The sequence below is a fragment of the Limimonas halophila genome (assembly GCF_900100655.1).
Lineage (GTDB): Bacteria > Pseudomonadota > Alphaproteobacteria > Kiloniellales > Rhodovibrionaceae > Limimonas > Limimonas halophila.
In genome coordinates this window covers 61,177-82,212 of the sequence record NZ_FNCE01000002.1, presented here as the reverse complement: position 1 = coordinate 82,212, position 21,036 = coordinate 61,177, and the positions used below count along the sequence as shown (strand labels likewise).

The following is a 21,036-nucleotide window of genomic DNA, read 5'->3' as shown; positions in this document are numbered from 1 at the left end:
CAGCGAGTCGCCGGCCGAGCACCACTGTTCCGTCTCGCCGTGCTGTGCAGCTAGATCGGGTGACAAGCGACCCGGGCGGGGGTTCCGCGTCAGCCGAACGAGGTCAGCTGAACCAGGTCGTTCCAGGTCACGAAGACCAGAAGGGTCAATACCAAAGCGAGACCGATACGGAAACCGTATTCTTGCGCCCGCTCCCCGAGCGGCCGCCCGCGCACCGCCTCGATCGCGTAGAACAGCAGGTGGCCACCATCCAGCATCGGAATGGGGAAGAGGTTCACCAGCCCCAGATTGATCGAGAGCACGGCCATGAACCACACGAGGTTGGTGAGGCCGGTGTCCGCCACCTCGCCCGACATCTGGGCGATCTTCACGGGCCCGCCGAGCTGGTCGGCGCTGCGCTCTCCCACGATGATCTGGCCGACGGCCTGAAGTGTTGCGCCCGTGATTCGCACGGTCTGCTGGCCGGCCTCCCACACGGCGGACGCCGGATCGTAGCGCTTGTAGGCCACTTCGGAGCCGGTGACGCCGAGCAGGCCGATCGTGTGGGTGTTGCCGAACCGATCCTCGACCGTCCGCGTCTCGGGGGTGACCTGAAGGGGCACGCGCTCGCCCTCGCGCTGGACCACGATGCGCAGTTGGTCGTCGGGGTTCAGGCGCACGATGCGCTGGACGTCCTCGAAGCGCTCGATCTCCGTGCCGTCGATCGCGACGAAGCGGTCGCCCGCCTGGACGCCGGCCTGCGCGGCGGCGCTGCCCTCCTGGACCTCACCGACCACGGCCGGGGTGTAGGGCTGCCCGTGCAGCGCGAAGACAGCGCCCAGCGCCACCACAGCGAAGACAAAGTTCGCGATCGGCCCTGCGGCGACGACGGCTGCGCGCTGATGCAGGCGCTTGAAGGGGAACGCGACCTTGCGCTCGTCCGCGGTGAACTCGCGCTCCGCATCCGGCTGGCTGGAGGCGTTGGCATCCCCGAACATCTTCACGTAGCCGCCGAGCGGCACGGCGCTGAACTTCCAGCGGGTCCCCGCCCGATCCGTGATGCCCACGATCTCCGGCCCGAAGCCGATGGAGAAGGTTTCCACCCGAACGCCCACGCGCCGGGCGACCCAGTAGTGGCCGAACTCGTGCACGAACACGAGGACCGTCAGCACGATCAGGAAGGGGATGAGGTAGTTGCCGAGAATGTCCATGCCGGTAGCCCCGCGAAGCGTCGGTGAAGCGGATCAGGCGGACGCCCGCGCGCGGCGCGCCAGGGACCGGGTCAACGCCCGGGCTTCGCGGTCCGCCTCCTCGACGTCGTCCAGCCCGGCGATGGGCCCGATGCCGCACCGATCGAGCACCGCTTCGACGGTCTCGGGAACGCCCAGGAAGCCGATCTCGCCGTCGAGGAACGCTTGAACGGCCACTTCGTTGGCCGCATTCAACATAGTTGGGGCGCGGCCGGCGCGGCGCAATGCCTCGCGCGCCAGGCCAAGCGCGGGAAAGCGCGCGTCGTCGGGGGCCTCGAAGGTGAGCTGGCCGATGCTCGCGAGGTCCGCATGCTCCACCGGCCCGGCCATGCGGCCCGGCCAGGCCAGGGTGTGCGCGATGGGCGTGCGCATGTCCGGCAGCCCCAGCTGCGCCAGCGTGGAGCCGTCCCGGTAGGCCACCATGCTGTGGATGATCGACTGTGGATGGACGAGCACGTCGATGCGCTCTTCGGGAATCTGGAAGAGGTGGTGGGCCTCGATCAGCTCCAGCCCCTTGTTCATCATCGTGGCGGAATCCACGGAGATCTTGGCGCCCATCGACCAGTTGGGATGGGCGACGGCCTGCTCCGGCGTGGCGCGTTCCAGGACCTCGCGCGAGGTCTGCCGGAAGGGCCCGCCCGAGGCCGTGAGGATGAGGCGGCTGACGTCCGACCGGCGCTCCCCGTCCAACACCTGAAAAATGGCGTTGTGCTCGGAGTCGACGGGCAGCAACGTGGCCCCGTGGCGGGCGACCTCGTTCATCACCAGCTCCCCGGCGCACACCAGCGTCTCCTTGTTCGCCAGCGCGACCGTCACCCCGCGCCGGATCGCGGCAAGCGCCGGCGCGAGCCCCGCCGACCCGACGATGGCCGCCATCACCCACTCGGCGGGGCGGTCCGCCGCCTCCACGAGCGCTTGATCCCCCGCGCCCACGGCGATGTCCGTGTCCGCCAGCGCCTCCTTGAGCGCCGCGTAGCGGTCGGGATCGGCGACGGCGGCATAGCGGGCGCCGAACTCGCGCGCCAGCGCTGCAAGCTGCTCGACGTTGCCGCCGGCGGTCAGGGCCTCGACGCGAAAGGCTTCCGGATGGCGGCGCACCAGATCGAGCGTGCTGCTGCCGATCGACCCCGTTGCGCCCAGCACCGAAATGGTCCGCGGTTCGTTCCACTCGCTCGGCATCGCGGTGGAGGCGTCCTGCTCATCCGGCTGCGTCATGCCTGAGTCCCCAGCAGAAGGTGGAGTGCGGCCACCGCCAGGATGACCGCCAGCAAACCGTCCGTACGGTCGAGGATTCCGCCGTGGCCCGGAATGACGACCCCGGAATCCTTGACGTGAAAGTAGCGCTTCCACGCGGACTCCAGCAAATCCCCGCCCTGCTCCACGACGGCCAGACCGGCGCCCATCGCGGCCGCCGCCGGAAGACTCGTCAGCCAAGGCACCTCCCCCAGCACGGGGAAAGCCGCCACCGACGCGGCGGACAGCACGGCCGCACCGCCCATGCCGCCGAGCAGGCCCGCCCACGTCTTGTTGGGACTCAGATGCGGCGCCAGGCGCCACCCGCCGAGCGCGCGCCCGGCGACGAAGGCGCCGACGTCCGTGGCCCAGACCAGCACCAGCAGCCAGATCAGGAGCGCGCCGCCGATATCCGGGTGCTGGCGCAGCCAGATCGCCGCCGCACAGGCGATGGCCACGTAGGCGAAAGCCGATGCCGTAACCAGCCCGGCACGCCCCCGCAGGATGAGCCCCGCAAGCGCGCCCCCCGCAGCGGCAACGACGAACACGGCCGGCCAAGTGGTCGTAACCGCGAAGATGACGACCAGGGAGATCGCGGCTACGGCTATCGGCACCGCCACCGGGCGATCCGCCCCGCCGGCGGTGTCGGTGAGTTCGCCGGCCATTGCCATCGCAGCCAACAGCACCAACGCGGCGGTGGGCAGCGGCCCCGCATAGATGACGAGCAGCACGAGCGGCGCCAGGACGACGCCGCTGATCACGCGCTTGCGCAGCGAGCCGGATTTAGCGGGTTTCGAGGGTTGCGCCATACCGTCGGTCGCGCTGGCGGAAATCGTCGATGATGCGGGCGATGTCGTCACGCGTGAAATCGGGCCACAGCTTGTCCAGGAACATCAGCTCGCTGTACGCGCACTGCCAAAGCAGGAAATTGCTCAAGCGCTTCTCCCCGCTGGTGCGCAGCACCACGTCAGGATCGGGCACGTCCGGGGCGAACAGCTCGTGGGCGAACACCGTCTCGTCGATGGCGGCGGGATCGATCTCGCTGGCCGCGGCACGTTCCGCCAACCGCCGCGCGGCGCCCACGATTTCCTGCCGCCCGCCATAGTTGATGGCCACCGTGAGCGTCAGCCGCGTGTTGCTCGCAGTCTGCCGCTCACCCTCCGCGATGAGGTCGACGATGTCGCGCGACAGCCGGGTACGGTCGCCGATGACCCGCATGCGCACGTCGTTGCGGTGGAGTTCATCGATCTCCGCCCGCAGATAGCGGCGCAGCAGCCGCATCAGCTCGTCGATCTCGGCCGCCGGCCGCCGCCAGTTCTCGGCTGAGAATCCGAACACCGTCAGGTGCTGGATGCCGTGCTCGGCAGCGCCCTCCACCGCTTCGCGCAGCGCCTCAGCGCCCTGGCGGTGCCCGGCCGTTCGCGGAAGTCCGCGCGCCCGCGCCCACCGGCCGTTGCCGTCCATGATAATGGCGAGGTGCCGCGGGACGGACCCTGGCGACCGGACGCCGCCTGCCGACATCGTCAGACCTGCATGATCTCGTTTTCCTTGGTCTCCAGAAGGTCGTCGACCTGCTTGATGTGGTCGTCCGTCATCTTCTGGAGCTTGTCGCTGGCGCGCTTGGCCTCGTCCTCCGACAGCTCGCCGGACTTCTGCTGCTTCTTCAGCGCGTCCATGCCCTCGCGGCGGACGTTGCGGATCGCCACCCGCGCCTGCTCGGCATACTTGCTCGCAATCTTGGAGAGTTCTTGACGTCGTTCCTGGCTGAGCTCGGGAATGGGCACGCGGATCGTCTGCCCCTCGGTCTGCGGGTTGAGGCCCAGCCCGGAATCGCGGATGCCCTTCTCCACGTTCGTCACAATCGAGCGATCCCACACCATCACCGAGAGCATGCGCGGCTCGGGCACGCTGATGGTGCCGACCTGGTTGATGGGCATCTCCGTGCCGTAGGCCTTGACCGTCACGGGCTCCAGCAGCCCGGCGTGCGCCCGGCCGGTACGCAGGCCCTTGAACTCGCGCTTGAGCGTTTCCACAGCGCCGTCCATCCGGCGTTGGATGTCGTCGAAGTCTGCTTCCTCGCTCACGGTTGGCCCCTCTGTTCCGCTTCGTGGTCGCCGTCGACGATGGTGTAGTAGCCGTCGCCCTGCAGGATGTCGGGAAAGCCACCGGCACGTGCAATGGAAAAAACGATAATGGGAATGTGGTTTTCCCGCGCCAGCGAAATGGCCGAATGATCCATCACACCCAGGTCCTGGGTGAGCACGTCCATGAAGGTCAGCCGCCGGTAGCGCACGGCGTGCGCCTCGCGCGCCGGGTCCGCGCTGTACACGCCATCGACCTTCGTGCCCTTGAACAGCGCCTGGCAGCCCATTTCCGAAGCGCGCAACGCCGCGGCGCTGTCGGTCGTGAAGAAGGGGTTGCCGGTGCCGGCCGCGAAGATCACCACCCGGTTCTTTTCCATGTGCCGCAATGCGCGGCGCCGGATGTACGGCTCGGACACCGTGTCCATGGGGATGGCGGACTGAACGCGTGTTGCCACGCCGAGGTCTTCCAGGGCGTTCTGCATGGCCAGCGCGTTCATGACCGTGGCCAGCATGCCCATGTAGTCGGCGGTGGCGCGCTCCATGCCGCCCGCAGCGGCGGCCATGCCGCGGAAGATGTTGCCGCCGCCCACCACGAGGCAAACCTGTACGCCCAGGTCGTGTGCGGCCTTCACGTCATGAGCGATACGGCTCACGGCGTCGGCGCTGAGGCCGTACGGCTCGTCGCCCATGAGGGATTCGCCGGAGATCTTGAGCAGGACGCGCGTGTAAACCGGGCAGCCGGCCATCCAGTCCCCCACTCTCCGACGCGCGGCGCGGCCGGAACCGCGCGATTCACGGTCGCCGGCCGTCACCCGGCCGGCTCGAAGCGATGAAACCCATCCGCCGGCACCGGGGCCGGCGGATGGGCGGATCGCTCGCGCGAGACGCGTGTTACGCGCTCGCGGCGGACTCTTCCTCGCTTTCGCTCTCGGCGCCCTCGCCCAGCGAGAAACGCACGAAGCCGGCGACCTTCACCTCGGTGCCGAGGTCGTCGCTGGCCTTCTTGATTACGTCGCGGACGCGGCTCTCGCCGTCGACGACGAAGAGCTGGTCCAAGAGCGCGATTTCCTCGTAGAACTTGCGCAGCCGGCCCTCGACCATCTTCTCGATGATGTTCTCGGGCTTGCCGCTATCGCGCGCCTGCTGCTCCAGCACGCGGCGCTCACGCTCCACAACGGCCGGGTCGATGTCCGCCTGGCTCACGGCGTTCGGCTGGGCCGCCGCCACGTGCATGGCCAGCTGCTTCGCCAGCCCTTCCAGCTTCTCGGACTCGACGTCGGCCTCCAGCGCCACGAGCACCCCGATCTTGCCCAGGTTGGGCGCGAGCTGGTTGTGCACGTAGGCGGAAACCGCGCCGCGATCGACCGACAGGGCAGCCGAGCGCGAGAGCTTCATGTTCTCGCCGATCGTGGCGATGGTCTGGGTGAGCTCTTCCTCGACCGTCCGCCCGGTCTCCGGGTAAATCGTCTGCTTGAGCGTCTCCAGGTCGCCGCCGGCGCTCAGGGCCAGCTCGGTCACCTTGCCCACGAAGTCCTGGAAGGTCTCGTTGCGGGCCACGAAGTCGGTCTCGGCGTTGACCTCGACGATGGCGCCGCTGGTGCCCGCCGTGTGCACGCCGATGAGGCCGTCCGCCGCCGTGCGGCCCGCCTTCTTGGCCGCCTGCGACAGGCCCTTCTGACGCAGCCAGTCGACGGCTGCCTCGATGTCGCCCTCGGTATCCGCCAGGGCCTTCTTGCAGTCCATCATCCCGGCGCCGGTTCGCTCGCGAAGTTGCTTGACCAGCGCCGCGCTGACATCAGCCATGGTTCGTCGTCCCCTCGTTGTCCTCGTCGTCCCTCAGGTGTCTCAGCGCGGCCGATCAGGCGTTGCTCGCCTCGGCGCTCTCGGCGGACTCGCCCTCGCCGGCGGACGCGGCGGCCTCGTCGGCCGCGTCCGTCTCGTCGTCGGTGTCCGGAACCTGCTCGCCGGCTTCCTCGGACTCGCCGAGGTCGGCGCCGGTGGCGGACAGCTCGGCCTGGATGCCGTCGAGCACGGCGTCCGCAACCAGCTGACAGTACATATTGACCGCGCGAATGGCGTCGTCATTGCCCGGGATGGGGTAATCCACACCCTTCGGGTTGGAGTTGGAATCCAGCACCGCGACGACCGGGATGCCGAGCTTCTGCGCCTCCTTGATGGCGAGATGCTCCTTGTTCGTGTCGATCACGAACATGACGTCCGGCAGGCCGCCCATGTCCTTGATGCCGCCGAGCGCGCGGTCGAGCTTGTCGCGCTCGCGGCGAAGGTTGAGCGTCTCCTTCTTCGTCAGGCCGGTGCCGCCCTCTTCCAGAATCTCTTCCAGCTGGCGCAGGCGCTTGATGGAGTGGCTGATCGTGCGCCAGTTGGTCAGCATGCCACCGAGCCAGCGGTGGTTGACGTAGTACTGGCCGCAGCGCGTGGCCGCTTCCGCCACGTACTCGCTGGCCTGGCGCTTCGTGCCCACCATGAGCACGCGGCCGCCGTTGGCGACGGTGCCGCGGATGAACTCGAGCGCGCGCGAAAGCTGCGGAACGGTCTGCTGGAGATCGATGATGTGGATGCCGTTGCGCTCGCCGTAGAGGTACGGCGACATCATCGGGTTCCAGCGGCGGGTGGTGTGGCCGAAGTGGACGCCAGCCTCCAGCAGCTGGCGCATCGTGAAGGTCGGGAGCGCCATCTTAACCTCGTCTCTCCGGTTGGACCTCCGCGGGCCGGGAATCCGCGCCGCGCGCGGACACCGGACGCCCCGGCATCGCCGCCGGGCTGGCCCGCGTGTGGGATTTCGGGTTCACGCGGGGAATACGCCCTGTCGCCCCGGAACGCAAGGCCGTTGGCCGGGGTGGACTCACACCGGGTGAAACGGTCGGGCGAGGCCCTAGCTCGGGAGGGTTAAACGTCCTCCAGCTCGACCCCCGCAACCCCCTTGAGCGCCTGCCGCGCCGCCGCCGTCAGGCGGTAGCCGCCGGGCAGTTTCATCTCCACCTCGCGCCCGTCGTCCAGGTCGACGACGACGGACACGCGCCCCCGGCCCTTCTGATCGCGGTCGAGCACGCTCTTGAGCTGGGTGAGCGCGCCGGAATCGCGCAAGTGCACCCGCAGCCCCGCGGCGGCCTCGGCCACCGCGTGGTCGAGGTCCGTGACCTCGACAGCGGACAGGCGCAGCTCCTCGGAATCCTGGCGCACCTCCACGGTCATCAGCACGGGCTGGCCCACCACCAGCAGCTCGCGCGCCTGCGCCAGGGCTTCGGAGAAGATGACGATCTCCTTGATGCCCGTCTTGTCGGACACCTGGACGAACGCGAACTTGTTGCCGCTGTTCTTGGCGCGGCGCTCCTGCTTGCCCACGACCATGCCGGCGATCTTCTTGCGCCCCGGATCGCGGCGCATGGCGCGCGGCAGGTCGGCGAAGCGCGTGACGCCCAGGCGCTCCAGGCTGCGGCCGTAGGCGTCCATCGGGTGCGCCGAGAGGTAGAAGCCGATGGCCTCGTGCTCGTGGCGCAGCCGGTCCATGGTCGGCCAGTCAGGAACCTCGGGAAGCTCCACGCGCGGGGCGCTGGCCGGCCCCTCGCCGAACAGGCTGACCTGGGAGTCGTGGCGCGCGTCGCTCGCCGCCGCGGCATGGCGGACCAGGGTGTCGGCGCCCTTGTAGACCTGTTGCCGGTTGCCGCAGAGGGAGTCGAACGCGCCGGCACAGGCCAGCATCTCCATCTGCTTCTTGTTGACCAGCTTGGTGTCCAGGCGCGAGGCAAGATCGGTCAGGTCGGCGAAGGCGCCGTTGGCCTCGCGCTCGGCCACCAGCGTCCTCATCGCGGCGTGCCCGACGTTGCGCAGGGCACCCAGCGCGTAGCGGATGGCGCGCGTGCCGTCGGCCATGACCTCGACGCTGAAGTCCGCCTCGGAGCGGTTGATGTCCGGCGGCAGCAGCGGAATGCCCAGGCGCTCCAGCTCCTGGCGGAAGACGTCGAGCTTTTCCGTGCTGACCATGTCGTAGGTCATCAAGGCCGCCATGAACTCCACCGGGTAGTTCGCCTTCAGGAACCCGGTCTGGTAGGCGATCATGGCGTAGGCGGCGGCGTGGCTCTTGTTGAAGCCGTAGCCGGCGAACTTGGCGACCTGATCGAAGATGCGGTCCGCCTGGCTGCGGTCGACGCCGCGTTCCACCGCGCCCTCGACGAACTTCTCGCGCTGGGCGTCCATTTCGGACTGGATCTTCTTGCCCATGGCGCGCCGCAGCAGATCGGCGGCGCCCAGGGAGTAGCCCGCAAGCTCCTGGGCCGCCTGCATCACCTGCTCCTGGTAGATCATGATCCCGAAGGTTTCCTTCAGGATCCCCTCCAGGTTGGGGTGCAGGTAGTCGATCTCCTCCTCGCCGTGCTTGCGCGAGATGAAGGAGGGGATGTTGTCCATCGGCCCCGGCCGGTAGAGGGCGACGACGGCGATCATCTCCTCGAAGCGGTCGGGGCGCAGGCGGCGCAGCACGTCGCGCATGCCGCCCGATTCAAGCTGGAAGACGCCCACCGTCTCGCCGCGGGCGATCATGGCGTAGGTGGCTTCGTCGTCGAGCGGGATGGTGGAGAGGTTCAGCTCGATCCCGCGCTCGGCGAGCAGCGCGCACGCGCGCGCCATGACGGACAGCGTCTTGAGGCCCAGGAAGTCGAACTTGACCAGGCCGGCCTTCTCGACGTCCTTCATGTTGAACTGCGTCACCGGCATGTCGGCGCGCGGATCGCGGTACAGCGGGATCAGCGCGTCCAGCGGCCGGTCGCCAATGACCACACCGGCGGCGTGGGTGGAGGCGTGGCGGTACAGCCCCTCCAGCTTGAGCGCGATGTCGATCAGCCGGCGCACCTGCTCGTCGCTGTCGCGCCATTCCTGAAGCTGCGGCTCGCTGTCGATGGCCTCCTGCAGCGTGACCGGATTGGCCGGGCTCTGCGGCACCAGCTTGCAGATGCGGTCCACCTGCCCGAACGGCATCTCCAGCACGCGGCCCACGTCGCGCAGCGCGGCGCGCGCCTGGAGCTTTCCGAAGGTGATGATCTGGGCGACGTGCTCGTGGCCGTACTTCTCCTGAACGTAGGCGATCACCTCGTCACGCCGGTCCTGACAGAAGTCCACGTCGAAGTCCGGCATGTTGACGCGTTCGGGGTTCATGAACCGCTCGAACAGGAGGTTCCAGGCGAGCGGGTCCAGATCCGTGATCAAGAGCGCCCAGGCCACCAGCGAGCCCGCGCCGGAGCCGCGCCCCGGCCCCACGGGAATATCCCGGTTCTTCGCCCACTGGATGAAGTCGGCGACGATCAGGAAGTAGCCCGGAAAGCCCATGTTCTCGATGACGTCGAGCTCGTGCTGCAGCCGGTGCCAGTACGGCTCCGCCGCGCGCTCGCGCGCGTCCGCGTCCATGTCCGCGGTGTAGACGTGGGTTTCCAGGCGGTCGCGCAGGCCCTGCTCGGCCGTCTCGCGCAGCACCTCGATCTCGCTGCGCCCGTCGCCGATGGCGCTGGGCAGCATGGGATCGATGGGCTCGGGGAAGTGGTGGCAACGCTGCGCCACCACGAGGGTGTTGTCCACGGCCTCCGGCAGGTCCTCGAACAGCTGGCGCATGGCGCCGGCCGGCTTGAAGCCGTGATCGGGGGTGAGCTTGCGCCGGTTGTCCTGGCTGAGGTACGCGCCCTCGGCGATGCACAGCAGCGCCTCGTGGGCCTCGTGCATGCCCTCGTCCGGGAAGAAGGCCTCGTTCGTCGCGACGAGCGGCACCTCGGTGTCGTAGGCGAGCTGGACCATGCGGTCCTCGATCGCCTCTTCCGTGGCGAGGCCGTGGCGCTGGACCTCGACGTAGAGGCGGCCGGGAAAGATCCCGATCAGGCGCTCCAGGCTCTCGCGCGCCTGCTCGTCCTTGTTCTCCGCCAGCAGGCGGCCGACGGGCCCGCTCGGCCCGCCCGAGAGGCACAGCAGCCCCTCGGCGTTCGCCGCGAGCTTGTCCCAGGAGATGTGCGGCGTCTCCCCGCTGGGCGTTTCCAGGAAGGCGCGGCTGACCAGATGGATCAGGTTCTGATAGCCGGTTTCGTCCTGCACCAGCAGCACGAGCTGGTCGGGCGCGGCGTCGGCGCCGGTGCCGTTGCGGGCGCTGCCCTCGGGGCGCGCGACCGCGAGCTGGCAGCCCACGACCGGCTGCACGCCCTGCTTCTTGGCGGTCTGGGCGAATTCCAGAACACCGAAGAGGTTGTTGGTGTCCGTCATGGCGACGGCCGGCATGCCGTGCTGACGGCACAGCTCGACCAACTCGGGGACCTTGATGGCGCCCTCGGACAGGGAATACGCCGAGTGAACGCGCAGGTGGACGAAATCCGCGTGGCTCATGGCCGGGACCGTGGCCCCGGCCCCCGAGTCCACACAACAGGGATGCGCCGGCGAGTGGCTAGCGCATGACATCATGTTTGCTGACCGAGCCGGAAGCCTCTGGATAAGCGCCTGTTTTTCCGGTGGGAGCAGTTTCAGCGCCTGCGGCGCTCACCGGCCTGTCGGCCGCTTCACGCACGATAAAACGGAACCGCGCACGTGGTTCCGTTTTACGCCGATCCGCTCTAGCGGTACGTCATCTCGCGGATCTGGAGCGCCCCGCCGCCGCGCGTGAGGCGCATGCGGTGGCCGTTGACGATGCGGGTGCCGTGGACGATGACCTCGCGCACCTGATCCGGGGTGAAGCCGAACATCTTGCCCATCTTGAGCGCCGCGCGCCGAGGCACCTGCGTCAGGTTCATCTCGATCGCCACGACCTCGGCCGTGCTGTCGCCGCGGTCGTCCGGCTTCACGTCCTTGCTGAGGATGATCTCGAAGGCACTATTGTCGAACGATGCGGCGTCGCTCGGCACCGCGTGGTACCAGCAACCCCAGTCCCGCGTGCCCGCGATCAGGCCCCAGCGGCACTGGTAGACCGCGCCCACGGCGACCTTGCTTTCGCCCAGCGTCGGGATGTGGGTGTAGGTCTTGTCGACCTCGATGGGCTCCGCCGCGTGCACCCGCGCGCCCGTCAGAACCACGGCCGCGGCTAGGCCCATGACCAGCCACCGGACGGACATCGCGGCCTCCTGCTTAGGTCCGATCCCGGCCCGAGTCGTACGCGACCCATCACGAATTTCAAGGAAACCCGAGGCGACTGACGCGATGCGTGCAGCACGCCGGCTAGGCCGGCGAGACGTGCCCGTCGACGATGCGCAGCGTGCGGTCCATGCGCGCGGCGAGGTCGAAGTTGTGCGTCGCCACCAGGGCCGCCAGGCCCGCATCGCGCGCAAGCCCTTGGAGCAGATCGAACACGCGGTCGGAGGTGTGGGGATCGAGGTTCCCCGTGGGCTCGTCGGCCAGCAGCAGGTCCGGCCGGTTGACAAGGGCGCGCGCGATGGCGACCCGCTGCGCCTCGCCGCCCGAGAGGCGCGCCGGGCGGTGATCGGCGCGCTCGCTCAGTCCGACCTGCTCCAGCAACTCGAGTGCCCGCGACCGCGCCTCGCGCCGGCCGCTGCCCGCGATCATCTGCGGCAGGATCAGGTTCTCGGCCGCCGAAAACTCGGGCAGCAGGTGGTGATGCTGGTAGACGAAGCCGAGCGCGGTGCGGCGCAGGCGGGTGCGCGCGCCGTCGTTGAGCTGCGAACCGTCCGCGCCGGCGATGCGGATGCGCCCGGTGTCGGGGCGTTCCAGCAGCCCGGCGATGTGCATCAGCGTGGATTTGCCCGAGCCGGACGGCCCCACGAGGGCGACGAACTCCCCCGGCTGGACCGTGAGCGCGGCGTCATCCAGCACCGTCAGGCGGTTCTCGCCTTGCCGGAACTCCTTGTGCACCCCATCGATGTGCAGCGCGGGCTCACTCATAGCGCAGGGCCTCGACCGGATCGAGCCGCGCGGCGCGCCAGGCGGGATAGACCGTCGCCAGCAGCGAGAGCGCCAGCGCCATGACGACGACGGCCGCCGTCTCGCCGCTGTCCACCTTCGCCGGCAGGTTGGAGAGGAAGTAGATCTCCTCCGCGAACAGCTTGGCGCCGGTCAGCCCCTCCAGCCACTGCCGGATGGTTTCGATGTTCTTGGCGAACGCCAGGCCGAGGCCGAAGCCGACGGCGGTGCCGATCACCCCGATGCTCGCGCCCGATAGCATGAAGATGCGCATGACCATCCCGCGCGTGGCGCCCATCGTGCGCAGGATGGCGATGTCCGCGCCCTTGTCCTTCACCAGCATGATCTGGCCGGAGATGATGTTGAACGCGGCGACGAGGATGATGAGCGTGAGGATGAGGAACATCACGTTGCGCTCGACCTCGATCGCGTTGAAGAAGCTGGCGTTCGCCCGCTTCCAATCGACGACGTGATAGCCGGCGCCGAGCGTGCGCACGATGTCCCGCCGCGCCGCCGCGACCTCATCGGGATTGCGGACGAACACCTCGATGGCGTTCACGCCCTCGCCCGTCTTGAAGAACTTTTGCGCTGCGTCCAGCGGCATGTAGATGAAGCGGCTGTCGTATTCGTACATGCCCACGTCGAAGAGCCCGCCGACGCGGAAGCTCTTCACGCGCGGCACTGTGCCCATCACCGTGGTTTCGCCGCGCGGGCTGACGAGCGTGATCTGACCCCCCTCGCCCAGCCGGAGGCTGCGCGCGAGATCGCTGCCGACCAGCGCGCCGCGTCCCTCGAACGCGTCGAGGTTGCCGCGCACGACGTTGCCGGCGATCAGCGGGCGCTCTTCGAGGTTGTCCCGCGTCATGCCGCGCACCACGGCGCCCGTGGCCTGACCGTCGTGGGTCGCCATGATGTCGCCGTGGACCTGGGGGTGCACGCGCGTCACGCCGTCCAGCCCGCGCAGCCGCTCCGCGAGCGTGCGGTAGTCCGAAATGGTGTCGCCGGCCGGGTAGACGGTGACGTGGCCCTGCACGCCCAGGATGCGGTCGAGCAGGTCGGCGCGGAAGCCGTTCATCACCGCCATGACGATGATGAGCGTCGCCACGCCCAGCGCGATGCCCACGAGCGAAAAGCCCGCGATCACGGAGACGAAGCCTTCCTGGCGGCGGGCGCGCAGGTAGCGGAACGCCACCGTGCGCTCGAAGGCGCCGAAGATCATGGGGTTACGCCAACGCGTCGACGAGATATTGGTGGGCCGGAAAAGCCCCATCCCCCTCTGGTCTGCGCGCTGATGCGCGCAGCCCGTCTCCCCCTTCCCCTTCCGTGGGGAAGGGGGAGACCATAGAGGGGGTTGGGGCGACCTTCTTCATCGCCTTACGCAACGGCGAGCTTGCCGACCACGCTGTCGGGCGAGACGTCCTGGCGCTCGCCGGTGGCGCGGTGCTTCAACTCCACGTGGCCGCTCTTTACGCCCTTGGGCCCGACGATCACCTGCCACGGCAGGCCGATCAGATCCATCTGCGCGAATTTGGCGCCGGCGCTCTCGGGCGTGTCGTCGTGCAGCACGGAAACGCCCGCCTCCTGCAGGCGGCGCTCCAAGTCCTCGGCGGCCTGGGTACAACTCTCGTCCGACGGCTTCACGTTGATCAGCCCGACCGTGAAGGGCGCCACGGGCTCCGGCCAGACGATGCCGCTGTCGTCGTGGAAGGCCTCGATGATCGCGCCCACGACGCGCGAAACGCCGATGCCGTAGGAGCCCATGTGCACGGGCACCGTCTCGCCGTCGCGCGTGGAGATCGTGGCGTCCAGCGGCTCGGAGTACTTCGTGCCGAAGTAGAAGATGTGGCCGACCTCGATGCCGCGGCGCTGCACCTGTTTCTCAGCCGGCACCATGCGGTCGAATTCCTCGGGCTCGTGCCGGTCGTCGGTGCGGCAGTACTGCGAGGTCACGTAGTCGAAGATCTGGCCGTAGTCCTCGACGCTGTTCTGCACGCTGCCGAGCACGTCGAACTTCAGCAAATCGTCCGGGCAGTAGATCTCCGTCTCGCCCGTGTCGGCGAGGACGCAGAACTCGTGGCTGGTGCTGCCGCCGATCGGCCCCGTCTCGGCCTCGACCGGGATCGCCTGAAGTCCCATCCGCGCGAAGGTGCGCAGATAGGTCACGAACATCAGGCGATAGGCGCGCATGGCGCTTTCGTAGTCGATGTCGAAGGAGTAGCCGTCCTTCATCAGGAACTCGCGCCCGCGCATGACGCCGAAGCGCGGGCGGATCTCGTCGCGGAACTTCCACTGGATCTGGTAGAGGTTCTGCGGCACGTCGCGGTAGCTCTTCGCGCCGTGCTTGAAGATCTCGGTGATCTGCTCCTCGTGCGTGGGGCCGTAGAGCATCTCGCGGTCGTGCCGGTCGCGGATGCGCAGCATCTCCTTGCCGTAGTCCTCGTACCGGCCCGACTGACGCCACAGATCGGCGGACTGGATCGTGGGCATCAGCACTTCCTGCGAGCCCACGCGGTCCTGCTCCTCGCGCACGATCCGCTCGATGTTCTTGAGCACCGCATAGCCCAGGGGCAGCCAATTGTAGATGCCGGCGCTCGCCTGGCGGATCATGCCGGCGCGCAGCATCAGGCGGTGCGAAACCACCTGCGCCTCGGCGGGGGTTTCCTTCAGCGTGGGCAGGAAATACTGCGACAGGCGCATGGCACACCTTCGGCGTCGAGCGGGAACATGAGGGTGCGACGCGCGGCTTACACCGCGCGCGGGAGCGCGGGCACTCTATGGAAGCGGGTATGGGCTGTCCATGCCGCGGCGGCGCCTGCCGGCGTCAGGGCGTGCCGGTGCCGAAGCGCTCCTGGCAGCGTTCGGCCAACTCGTGCTGCGCGCGGCTGGTGATGGGGCGGCCGTTGAAGCTCGCGCGGCCGGTTTCGAGGTCCACGGCGACCGTGCCGACCTCGGCATCGGCGGTGAAGCCGGCGCCTTCCACGGGCACGGCGGGGCCGTCGGCCGACCCCTCGCCCTCGCCGGAGGGCGTGCCCGTTTCGAACAGCTCGACCTCGATCGGGATCGTGATCGTCTTCGGCAGCTTCAGGTCGTGGCCCCCGCCCAGCTCGGCGGGCGTCACCTCATTGCCGTGGACGTCCACCCCGCCCTCGTAGGCGACGTCCGCCGCCGGGTCGTGCTTGACAAGCTGCGCGCAGGTTTCCTTCGTCACGGTTACCGTGCGCTCGCCCGCGTCCGTGAGCGCCGGCGCGACTACGAGCCCGACTGCCAGGAGTGCCGCTTCGTACCGCATCGCCGCCAAGGCTACCGCCTTTCCGCCCGCGCGGACCAGGCCAAACGTGAACCCCAGTTCAAACGTGGGAAGCCGCCATGCTCGACCGCTTCTTCGGCCTTTCCGCCAACGGCACGACCGTGCGGCGCGAACTCCTCGGCGGGGCCACCACCTTCCTGACGATGGCCTACATCGTCGTGGTGAACCCGGCGATCCTGGCGGATGCGGGCATGGACTTCGGCGCCGTCTTCGTCGCCACCTGCGTCGCGGCGGCGATCGGCGCGTTGATCATGGGGCTGTACGCCAACTATCCCTTCGGGCTGGCGCCGGGCATGGGCCTGAACGCCTACTTCGCCTATTCGGTCGTCGGCGGGCTGGGCTTTTCCTGGCAAACGGCGCTGGGCGCGGTCTTCGTTTCCGGCGTGATCTTCCTGGTGCTGTCGATCCTTCCCGTGCGCGAATGGATCATCAACGCCATCCCGCGCAACCTGAAGGTCGCGATCTCGGCCGGAATCGGGCTGTTCCTGGGGCTGATCGGGCTCCAGAACGCGGGCGTGGTGGTCAACGACGAGGCCACGCTGGTCGCGCTCGGCGACCTGACGGCCGCGACGACGATCCTGGCGGGCGCGGGCTTCGCGCTCATGGTCGCGCTGGACGCGCGCGGCGTGCCGGGCGCGGTGCTCATCGGCATGCTGGGGATCAGCGCCGTGGGCCTGACGCTCGGCCTCTCGGCCTTTCAGGGCATCGCCGCCGTGCCGCCGGACCCCATGCCCACGCTGGGCCAGCTGGACATCGCGGGCGCGTTTCAGGCCGGCCTGATCACGATCATCTTCGCGTTTCTCTTCGTCGACCTCTTCGACAGCGCGGGCACGCTCGTCGGGCTGTCGCACCGCGCGGGGCTGCTGGCGCCCGACGGCACCCTGCCCCGCCTCAAGCGCGCGCTGATCGCGGACTCCACGGCCACGGTCGCGGGCGCGGCGCTCGGCACCTCGACGGTGACCAGCTACATCGAGAGCGCGACGGGGATCAAAGCCGGCGGGCGCACGGGCCTGACGGCCGTGGTCATCGGCGGGCTCTTCCTGCTGACGCTCTTCCTGGCGCCGCTGGCAAAGTCGGTGCCGAGCTACGCGACGGCCCCGGCGCTGGTGTTCGTGGCCTGCCTGATGGCCCGCGGCCTGGGCGAGATGGAATGGGAGGAGCCGACGGAATACGGCCCGGCCGTGGTGACGGCGCTGGGGATGCCGCTGACCTATTCGATTGCCGACGGCATCGGGCTGGGCTTCGTCACCTACGCGGCGGCGAAGTTGCTGGCCGGGCGGTTCCGCGACCTCTCCCCGGCCGTGCTGCTGATCGCGGTGCTCTTCGCCGCGCGCTTCGCCTTCCTGGAACTTGGATGACGGGTCACTCGTCGTATTGCGACCACGCCTCTTCCGGCGTCATGTCGCTGACGATCAGCATGTCGGACTGGATGACGCCGTAGGCGCCCAGCCACAGCACGGCCGCGAGGGCGGTTGTCACCAGGGCCTTGAGCCCCAGGCGCGGGCGCGCGGGCGCGCTTTCGGCGTGGCCCTCCTCCGGCTTCGTGGGCGGCTTGTTGCCCCACGGCAATACCAGGAAGAGCACCAACCACCACAGCAGCACGTAAAGCAGCACGCCCGTCAGCCAGCTCATCACCTCACGCCTCTTCCAGTTCGATCAGCGTGCCCTGGAAGTCCTTGGGATGCAGGAAAAGCACGGGCTTGCCGTGCGCGCCGGTCTTCGGCTCGCCGTCGCCGAGCACGCGCGCACCCTGCTCGCGGAGCTGATCCGCCGCCGCGCGGATGTCCGCCACTTCGTAGCAGACGTGGTGGATGCCCCCGTTCGGATTCTTCTGCAGGAACCCCGCAATCGGCGACTCCTCGCCCCGCGGCTCCAGCAGCTCCACCCGCGTGTTGGCGAGGTCGACGAAGACCACAGTGACGCCGTGGTCCGGCTGCGGCAGCGGCTCGGACACGCTGGCGCCGAGCGCATCGCGGTACTGCGCCGTCGCCGCGTCCAGGTCCGGCACGGCGATGGCAACGTGGTTCAGGCGGCCGATCATGCGGCCCTCCGTTTCCTGCTCCCGAGCGCGTCTCACCCCAGGCGCACGAGGTGCACGTCCGTCATGGGCTTGCGGCCCGTGATGCGCTGGAGCGTGCGCCGCACGGCCAGCCGCGCCGTTTCGCGCAGGGAGCCGTCGTTCACCCGCTCCCGCCGCGGCAGGCGCTGCACCGCGCGCTCCACCGCGTCCAGCACCGCGTCCGCCATTTCCGCACCCTCCTCGGTGTCCGGCACGAGGCCGTAGATGGAGAGCTGCGGATCGCCCTCGATGTGGCCGTCCGGGTCCACCGCGAGGGTGAGCACGGCCGCGCCCTGGAAGCCGAGCTTGCGGCGCTCGCGCACGGGCCCGCGGTCGATGGGGCTGAGCAGCTCGCCGTCGACCGCGATGCGGCCGACCAGGACCCGGTCAACCACCTCGCACGGGTCGGGCGCGAGGCGGATGCACTGCCCGTCCGCGGGCACGCGCCGCTGCGCCACGCCGCAGGCTCGCGCGATGCGCTCGTGCGCCAGAAGATGGCGAAGCTCGCCGTGCATCGGAACCGCGACCTGGGGCCGCACCCAGTCGTACAGCTGGCGCAACTCGTCCTGGCAGGGATGGCCGGAGACGTGGACGAAGTGATCCTCCTCCGTCAGCACGTCGATGCCGCGCAGCATCAGCTGGTTCTGCACGCCGTGGATGGCTTTCTCGTTGCCGGGGATCATGCGCGAGGAAAAGATCACCGCGTCCCCGGACTCCAGCTCCGCCCAGGGGTGGTTGTCGTGCGCGATGCGCGACAGCGCCGACCGCGCCTCTCCCTGGCTGCCCGTGACGAGCAGCAGCAGCTGATCGCGCGGCACGGAGTCGATCTCGCGCTCGTCCAAGAGCGGCGGCAGATCCTGAAGATAGCCCACATCCTGGGCGGCGCGGACGATCGTGTGCATCGCCCGCCCAACGAGCGCCAGCCGCCGGCCGCTGGCTTCCGCCGCCTTGGCGACGGACTCCAGCCGGGCGGCGTTGGTGGCGAAGCAGGTCACGGCCACGCGCTGCGTCAGCCCCTCGATCAGGTTCACGAGGCTCTCGCGCACCGCGGCCTCGGAGCCGCTGTGCCCCGGCGTCAGCGCGTTCGTGGAATCGCCGACGAGGGCGCGCACGTTTTCGTCGCCAAGCGCGGCCAGGCGGTCGCGGTCGAAGGGCGCGCCCACCAGCGGCTCGGGGTCCAGCTTCCAGTCGCCCGTGTGGACCGTCGTGCCCGCGTCCGTGCGCAGCACCAGCATGTTCGCTTCGGGCACGGAGTGCGTGACCGTGACGAACTCCAGGTCGTATGGCCCCACCTGGAAGCGGCCGCCCTGCGGAATCTCGATCAGTTCGACCGCGTCCGCGATTCCGAACTCCGCGAACTTGCGCCGCAGCACCGCCGCGGTGAAGGGCGTGGCGTAGACGGGCGCGCGCAGCCGCTCCCAGAGGTAGGGCAGCGCGCCCAGGTGGTCCTCGTGGGCGTGGGTGATGACGATGCCCGCCAGCTCGTCGCGGCGCTCGGCGATAAAGCCGGGATCGGGCAGCAGAATGTCCACGCCCGGCAGGCGCTCGTCGGCGAAGCTGATGCCGAGGTCGACGAGCAGCCAGGACCCGGCGTGGCCGTAGAGATAGGCGTTCTGGCCCACCTCACCGGTGCCGCCGAGGGGCAGGAAGTAGAGATCGTCGCGGCCGGGTTGAAGCGTCATGATCACGTTTTCGAGCCTGCGGCTGGCGTGGCGCGGTTGCGCGCATGGATTTGGCAAAGGCCGTCCAGCGTCAGCATCGCGTCCACGTGGTGAATGCGCGGCGTTTCATCGACGAAGAGCGGCGCCAGCCCCCCGGTCGCGACGACCGTGGGCGCGGCGCCGTGGGCGTCTTCCATGCGCGCCAGGATGCCTTCGATCAAGCCCATATAGCCCCAGAAGACGCCGGACTCCATGGCCGACACCGTGTTGGTGCCGATCACCCGGTCGGGGCGGCGGACTTGAATGTGCGGCAGGCGGGCGGTGGCGGCGTAGAGCGCGTCCACCGAGCAGTCGATGCCGGGCGCGATGACGCCGCCCTCGTAGCCGCCGTCGGCGCCAACCATGTCGAAGGTGGTGGCAGTGCCGAAGTCGACGACGATCAGCGGGCCGCCGTAGCGCGCGTGGCCGGCGACCGCGTTGGCCAGACGGTCCGCGCCGAGTTGGTCCGGCCGGTCGACGCGCACGGGCACGCCGGTTCGCACATCGGGATCGCCAACGACGAGCGGCTCGCCGCCGAAGTAGACGCGGCACAGGCGCCGCAGCTCGCGGCTCACAGCGGGCACGACCGTCGCGACCACCGTCCCGTCGATGTCATGCGGCCCAAGGCCGTTCAGCGCCATCAGCTCGGTGAGCCAGACGGCATACTCATCGGCCGTGCGCTCCGCGTGGGTGGCCGCCCGCCAGGAAGCCCGCCAATCCGTGCCGTCGTGGACCGCGAAGACGATGTTCGTGTTGCCGCAGTCGATGGCGAGCAGCATGGCGGCAGGTTAGCCGATGAGCGCGACATCGCCCACCGTCAGGCGCCGTTTGTCCCCGTCCCAGGTTTCCATGACGAGCGCGCCGTCCTCGCCCAGCCCCTGATAGGTGCCGACGACCGTCTCGTCCGGCAGGTTGACCTGCAGCCGCTCGCCCATGGGGTGGCACCGTTGCATCCAGGCCGCGCGGATGGGCGCGAAACCCGCCCGCTTCCACGTTCGCCACCATGGCTCGAATTCGCCGGCGAAGCGGGCGAGCAGGTCCGCCGCGCCGATCTCGACGCCCGCATCGCGCAGCGTGGTGGCCGGGTGCTGGGCATCCGCCGGCGCGGCCGCGACGTTAACGCCCACGCCGAGGACCAGCTTTTCCGCCTCCGGCACCCACTCGGCCAGCATGCCGGCCAGCTTGCGGCCGTCGAGCAGGACGTCATTGGGCCACTTCAGGATCACGGTATGGTCGTTCGGCACGAGCCCGTCCAGCGCGTCCGAGAGCGCCAGCGCCGCCACGAAGGTGGTCTGCGCCGCCGCCTCCAGTGAGCTGTCCATCACGAGGGACAGGTAGAGGTTGCCGCGCGGGCTGCTCCAGGTGCGGCCCAGCCGGCCGCGCCCCGCGCGCTGCTCGCGCGCCCAGACCAGCGTGCCTTCTTCCGCGCCCTCGCGGGCCAGCGCGCGGGCCTCGTCGTTGGTGCTCTCGACCGCGTCGCGCTCGACGAGAGTTAAGCCGTCGGGAAGCTCGGGCCCCGTCATGATGC

The 21,036-nt window shown here is 69.3% G+C and carries 20 protein-coding genes; 1 reads left to right on the top strand and 19 read right to left on the bottom strand.

Annotated elements, in window-relative coordinates:
- Positions 1-89: 89 nt before the first annotated feature.
- From rseP to BLQ43_RS03320, 14 genes are all read right to left on the bottom strand, one after another.
- Positions 90-1,190: an RIP metalloprotease RseP gene (rseP, locus tag BLQ43_RS03385; RefSeq protein WP_090018724.1), complete on the bottom strand. Its 1,101-nt coding sequence runs from the start codon at positions 1,188-1,190 to the stop codon at positions 90-92.
- Between the two features lie 33 nt (positions 1,191-1,223).
- Positions 1,224-2,444, bottom strand: a complete 1,221-nt coding sequence (locus BLQ43_RS03380) for a 1-deoxy-D-xylulose-5-phosphate reductoisomerase (RefSeq protein WP_437123468.1) — start codon at positions 2,442-2,444, stop codon at positions 1,224-1,226.
- On the bottom strand, positions 2,441-3,322 hold the full coding sequence (locus tag BLQ43_RS03375; protein WP_143006141.1) for a phosphatidate cytidylyltransferase: 882 nt from the start codon (positions 3,320-3,322) through the stop codon (positions 2,441-2,443). The genes BLQ43_RS03380 and BLQ43_RS03375 overlap by 4 nt, the downstream gene beginning before the upstream one ends.
- A complete protein-coding gene (uppS, locus tag BLQ43_RS03370) occupies positions 3,246-3,926 on the bottom strand; it encodes a polyprenyl diphosphate synthase (RefSeq protein ID WP_245659432.1) in 681 nt (226 codons plus the stop codon). Before uppS ends, BLQ43_RS03375 begins: the two co-directional genes overlap by 77 nt.
- Before the next feature lie 59 nt (positions 3,927-3,985).
- Positions 3,986-4,507, bottom strand: coding sequence for a ribosome recycling factor (frr, locus tag BLQ43_RS03365; protein ID WP_437123470.1), 522 nt, complete (start codon positions 4,505-4,507; stop codon positions 3,986-3,988).
- 35 nt (positions 4,508-4,542) lie between these two features.
- Positions 4,543-5,292 (bottom strand): UMP kinase, encoded by a 750-nt coding sequence (gene pyrH / locus BLQ43_RS03360; RefSeq protein ID WP_090018720.1) that lies wholly within the window; start codon positions 5,290-5,292, stop codon positions 4,543-4,545.
- Positions 5,293-5,437: 145 nt separating this feature from the next.
- Positions 5,438-6,349, bottom strand: a complete 912-nt coding sequence (tsf, locus tag BLQ43_RS03355; RefSeq protein WP_090018719.1) for a translation elongation factor Ts — start codon at positions 6,347-6,349, stop codon at positions 5,438-5,440.
- A 55-nt stretch (positions 6,350-6,404) separates the two neighbouring features.
- The gene (gene rpsB / locus BLQ43_RS03350; protein WP_090018718.1) at positions 6,405-7,241 is read right to left on the bottom strand and encodes a 30S ribosomal protein S2; all 837 of its coding nucleotides are present in this window, start codon (positions 7,239-7,241) and stop codon (positions 6,405-6,407) included.
- Positions 7,242-7,453: 212 nt separating this feature from the next.
- Positions 7,454-10,921 carry a DNA polymerase III subunit alpha gene (gene dnaE / locus BLQ43_RS03345; protein ID WP_090018717.1) on the bottom strand — a complete coding sequence of 1,156 codons (3,468 nt, stop codon included), beginning with the start codon at positions 10,919-10,921 and terminating at the stop codon, positions 7,454-7,456.
- A gap of 224 nt (positions 10,922-11,145) precedes the next feature.
- Entirely contained in the window at positions 11,146-11,640 is a 495-nt protein-coding gene (locus BLQ43_RS03340; RefSeq protein ID WP_090018716.1) for a hypothetical protein, read from the bottom strand.
- A gap of 103 nt (positions 11,641-11,743) precedes the next feature.
- A complete protein-coding gene (locus tag BLQ43_RS03335; RefSeq protein ID WP_090018715.1) occupies positions 11,744-12,424 on the bottom strand; it encodes an ABC transporter ATP-binding protein in 681 nt (226 codons plus the stop codon).
- Positions 12,417-13,661 (bottom strand): lipoprotein-releasing ABC transporter permease subunit, encoded by a 1,245-nt coding sequence (locus BLQ43_RS03330; RefSeq protein ID WP_090018714.1) that lies wholly within the window; start codon positions 13,659-13,661, stop codon positions 12,417-12,419. Before BLQ43_RS03330 ends, BLQ43_RS03335 begins: the two co-directional genes overlap by 8 nt.
- Positions 13,662-13,816: 155 nt before the next feature.
- On the bottom strand, positions 13,817-15,139 hold the full coding sequence (gene proS, locus BLQ43_RS03325; protein WP_090018713.1) for a proline--tRNA ligase: 1,323 nt from the start codon (positions 15,137-15,139) through the stop codon (positions 13,817-13,819).
- Between the two features lie 124 nt (positions 15,140-15,263).
- Positions 15,264-15,740 (bottom strand): hypothetical protein, encoded by a 477-nt coding sequence (locus BLQ43_RS03320; protein WP_090018712.1) that lies wholly within the window; start codon positions 15,738-15,740, stop codon positions 15,264-15,266.
- A 68-nt stretch (positions 15,741-15,808) separates the two neighbouring features.
- On the opposite strand from BLQ43_RS03320, the gene BLQ43_RS03315 reads away from it, so the two are divergent.
- Complete coding sequence (locus BLQ43_RS03315; protein ID WP_090018711.1) at positions 15,809-17,107, top strand: NCS2 family permease; 1,299 nt, start codon at positions 15,809-15,811, stop codon at positions 17,105-17,107.
- A gap of 4 nt (positions 17,108-17,111) precedes the next feature.
- Here BLQ43_RS03315 and BLQ43_RS03310 read toward each other — a convergent pair whose 3' ends face one another.
- From BLQ43_RS03310 to BLQ43_RS03290, 5 genes are read right to left on the bottom strand one after another with little or no spacing between them, the layout of a single operon-like run.
- Positions 17,112-17,381, bottom strand: coding sequence for a DUF1467 family protein (locus BLQ43_RS03310; RefSeq protein WP_090018710.1), 270 nt, complete (start codon positions 17,379-17,381; stop codon positions 17,112-17,114).
- A 4-nt stretch (positions 17,382-17,385) separates the two neighbouring features.
- A complete protein-coding gene (mce, locus tag BLQ43_RS03305; RefSeq protein ID WP_090018709.1) occupies positions 17,386-17,790 on the bottom strand; it encodes a methylmalonyl-CoA epimerase in 405 nt (134 codons plus the stop codon).
- A 32-nt stretch (positions 17,791-17,822) separates the two neighbouring features.
- Positions 17,823-19,490 (bottom strand): ribonuclease J, encoded by a 1,668-nt coding sequence (locus tag BLQ43_RS03300; protein WP_090018708.1) that lies wholly within the window; start codon positions 19,488-19,490, stop codon positions 17,823-17,825.
- A 2-nt stretch (positions 19,491-19,492) separates the two neighbouring features.
- Positions 19,493-20,287 (bottom strand): type III pantothenate kinase, encoded by a 795-nt coding sequence (locus BLQ43_RS03295; RefSeq protein ID WP_090018707.1) that lies wholly within the window; start codon positions 20,285-20,287, stop codon positions 19,493-19,495.
- A gap of 9 nt (positions 20,288-20,296) precedes the next feature.
- Complete coding sequence (locus tag BLQ43_RS03290) at positions 20,297-21,031, bottom strand: biotin--[acetyl-CoA-carboxylase] ligase (protein ID WP_090018706.1); 735 nt, start codon at positions 21,029-21,031, stop codon at positions 20,297-20,299.
- Between the last annotated feature and the right edge of the window lie 5 nt (positions 21,032-21,036).

Coding starts and splice junctions, on each gene's coding strand:
- rseP (WP_090018724.1), bottom strand. CDS start 1,190: ATGGACATTCTCGGCAACTACCTCATCCCCTTCCTGATCGTGCTGACG.
- BLQ43_RS03380 (WP_437123468.1), bottom strand. CDS start 2,444: ATGACGCAGCCGGATGAGCAGGACGCCTCCACCGCGATGCCGAGCGAG.
- uppS (WP_245659432.1), bottom strand. CDS start 3,926: ATGGACGGCAACGGCCGGTGGGCGCGGGCGCGCGGACTTCCGCGAACG.
- frr (WP_437123470.1), bottom strand. CDS start 4,507: ATGGACGGCGCTGTGGAAACGCTCAAGCGCGAGTTCAAGGGCCTGCGT.
- pyrH (WP_090018720.1), bottom strand. CDS start 5,292: ATGGCCGGCTGCCCGGTTTACACGCGCGTCCTGCTCAAGATCTCCGGC.
- tsf (WP_090018719.1), bottom strand. CDS start 6,349: ATGGCTGATGTCAGCGCGGCGCTGGTCAAGCAACTTCGCGAGCGAACC.
- rpsB (WP_090018718.1), bottom strand. CDS start 7,241: ATGGCGCTCCCGACCTTCACGATGCGCCAGCTGCTGGAGGCTGGCGTC.
- dnaE (WP_090018717.1), bottom strand. CDS start 10,921: ATGAGCCACGCGGATTTCGTCCACCTGCGCGTTCACTCGGCGTATTCC.
- BLQ43_RS03340 (WP_090018716.1), bottom strand. CDS start 11,640: ATGTCCGTCCGGTGGCTGGTCATGGGCCTAGCCGCGGCCGTGGTTCTG.
- BLQ43_RS03335 (WP_090018715.1), bottom strand. CDS start 12,424: ATGAGTGAGCCCGCGCTGCACATCGATGGGGTGCACAAGGAGTTCCGG.
- BLQ43_RS03330 (WP_090018714.1), bottom strand. CDS start 13,661: ATGATCTTCGGCGCCTTCGAGCGCACGGTGGCGTTCCGCTACCTGCGC.
- proS (WP_090018713.1), bottom strand. CDS start 15,139: ATGCGCCTGTCGCAGTATTTCCTGCCCACGCTGAAGGAAACCCCCGCC.
- BLQ43_RS03315 (WP_090018711.1), top strand. CDS start 15,809: ATGCTCGACCGCTTCTTCGGCCTTTCCGCCAACGGCACGACCGTGCGG.
- BLQ43_RS03310 (WP_090018710.1), bottom strand. CDS start 17,381: ATGAGCTGGCTGACGGGCGTGCTGCTTTACGTGCTGCTGTGGTGGTTG.
- mce (WP_090018709.1), bottom strand. CDS start 17,790: ATGATCGGCCGCCTGAACCACGTTGCCATCGCCGTGCCGGACCTGGAC.
- BLQ43_RS03300 (WP_090018708.1), bottom strand. CDS start 19,490: ATGACGCTTCAACCCGGCCGCGACGATCTCTACTTCCTGCCCCTCGGC.
- BLQ43_RS03295 (WP_090018707.1), bottom strand. CDS start 20,287: ATGCTGCTCGCCATCGACTGCGGCAACACGAACATCGTCTTCGCGGTC.
- BLQ43_RS03290 (WP_090018706.1), bottom strand. CDS start 21,031: ATGACGGGGCCCGAGCTTCCCGACGGCTTAACTCTCGTCGAGCGCGAC.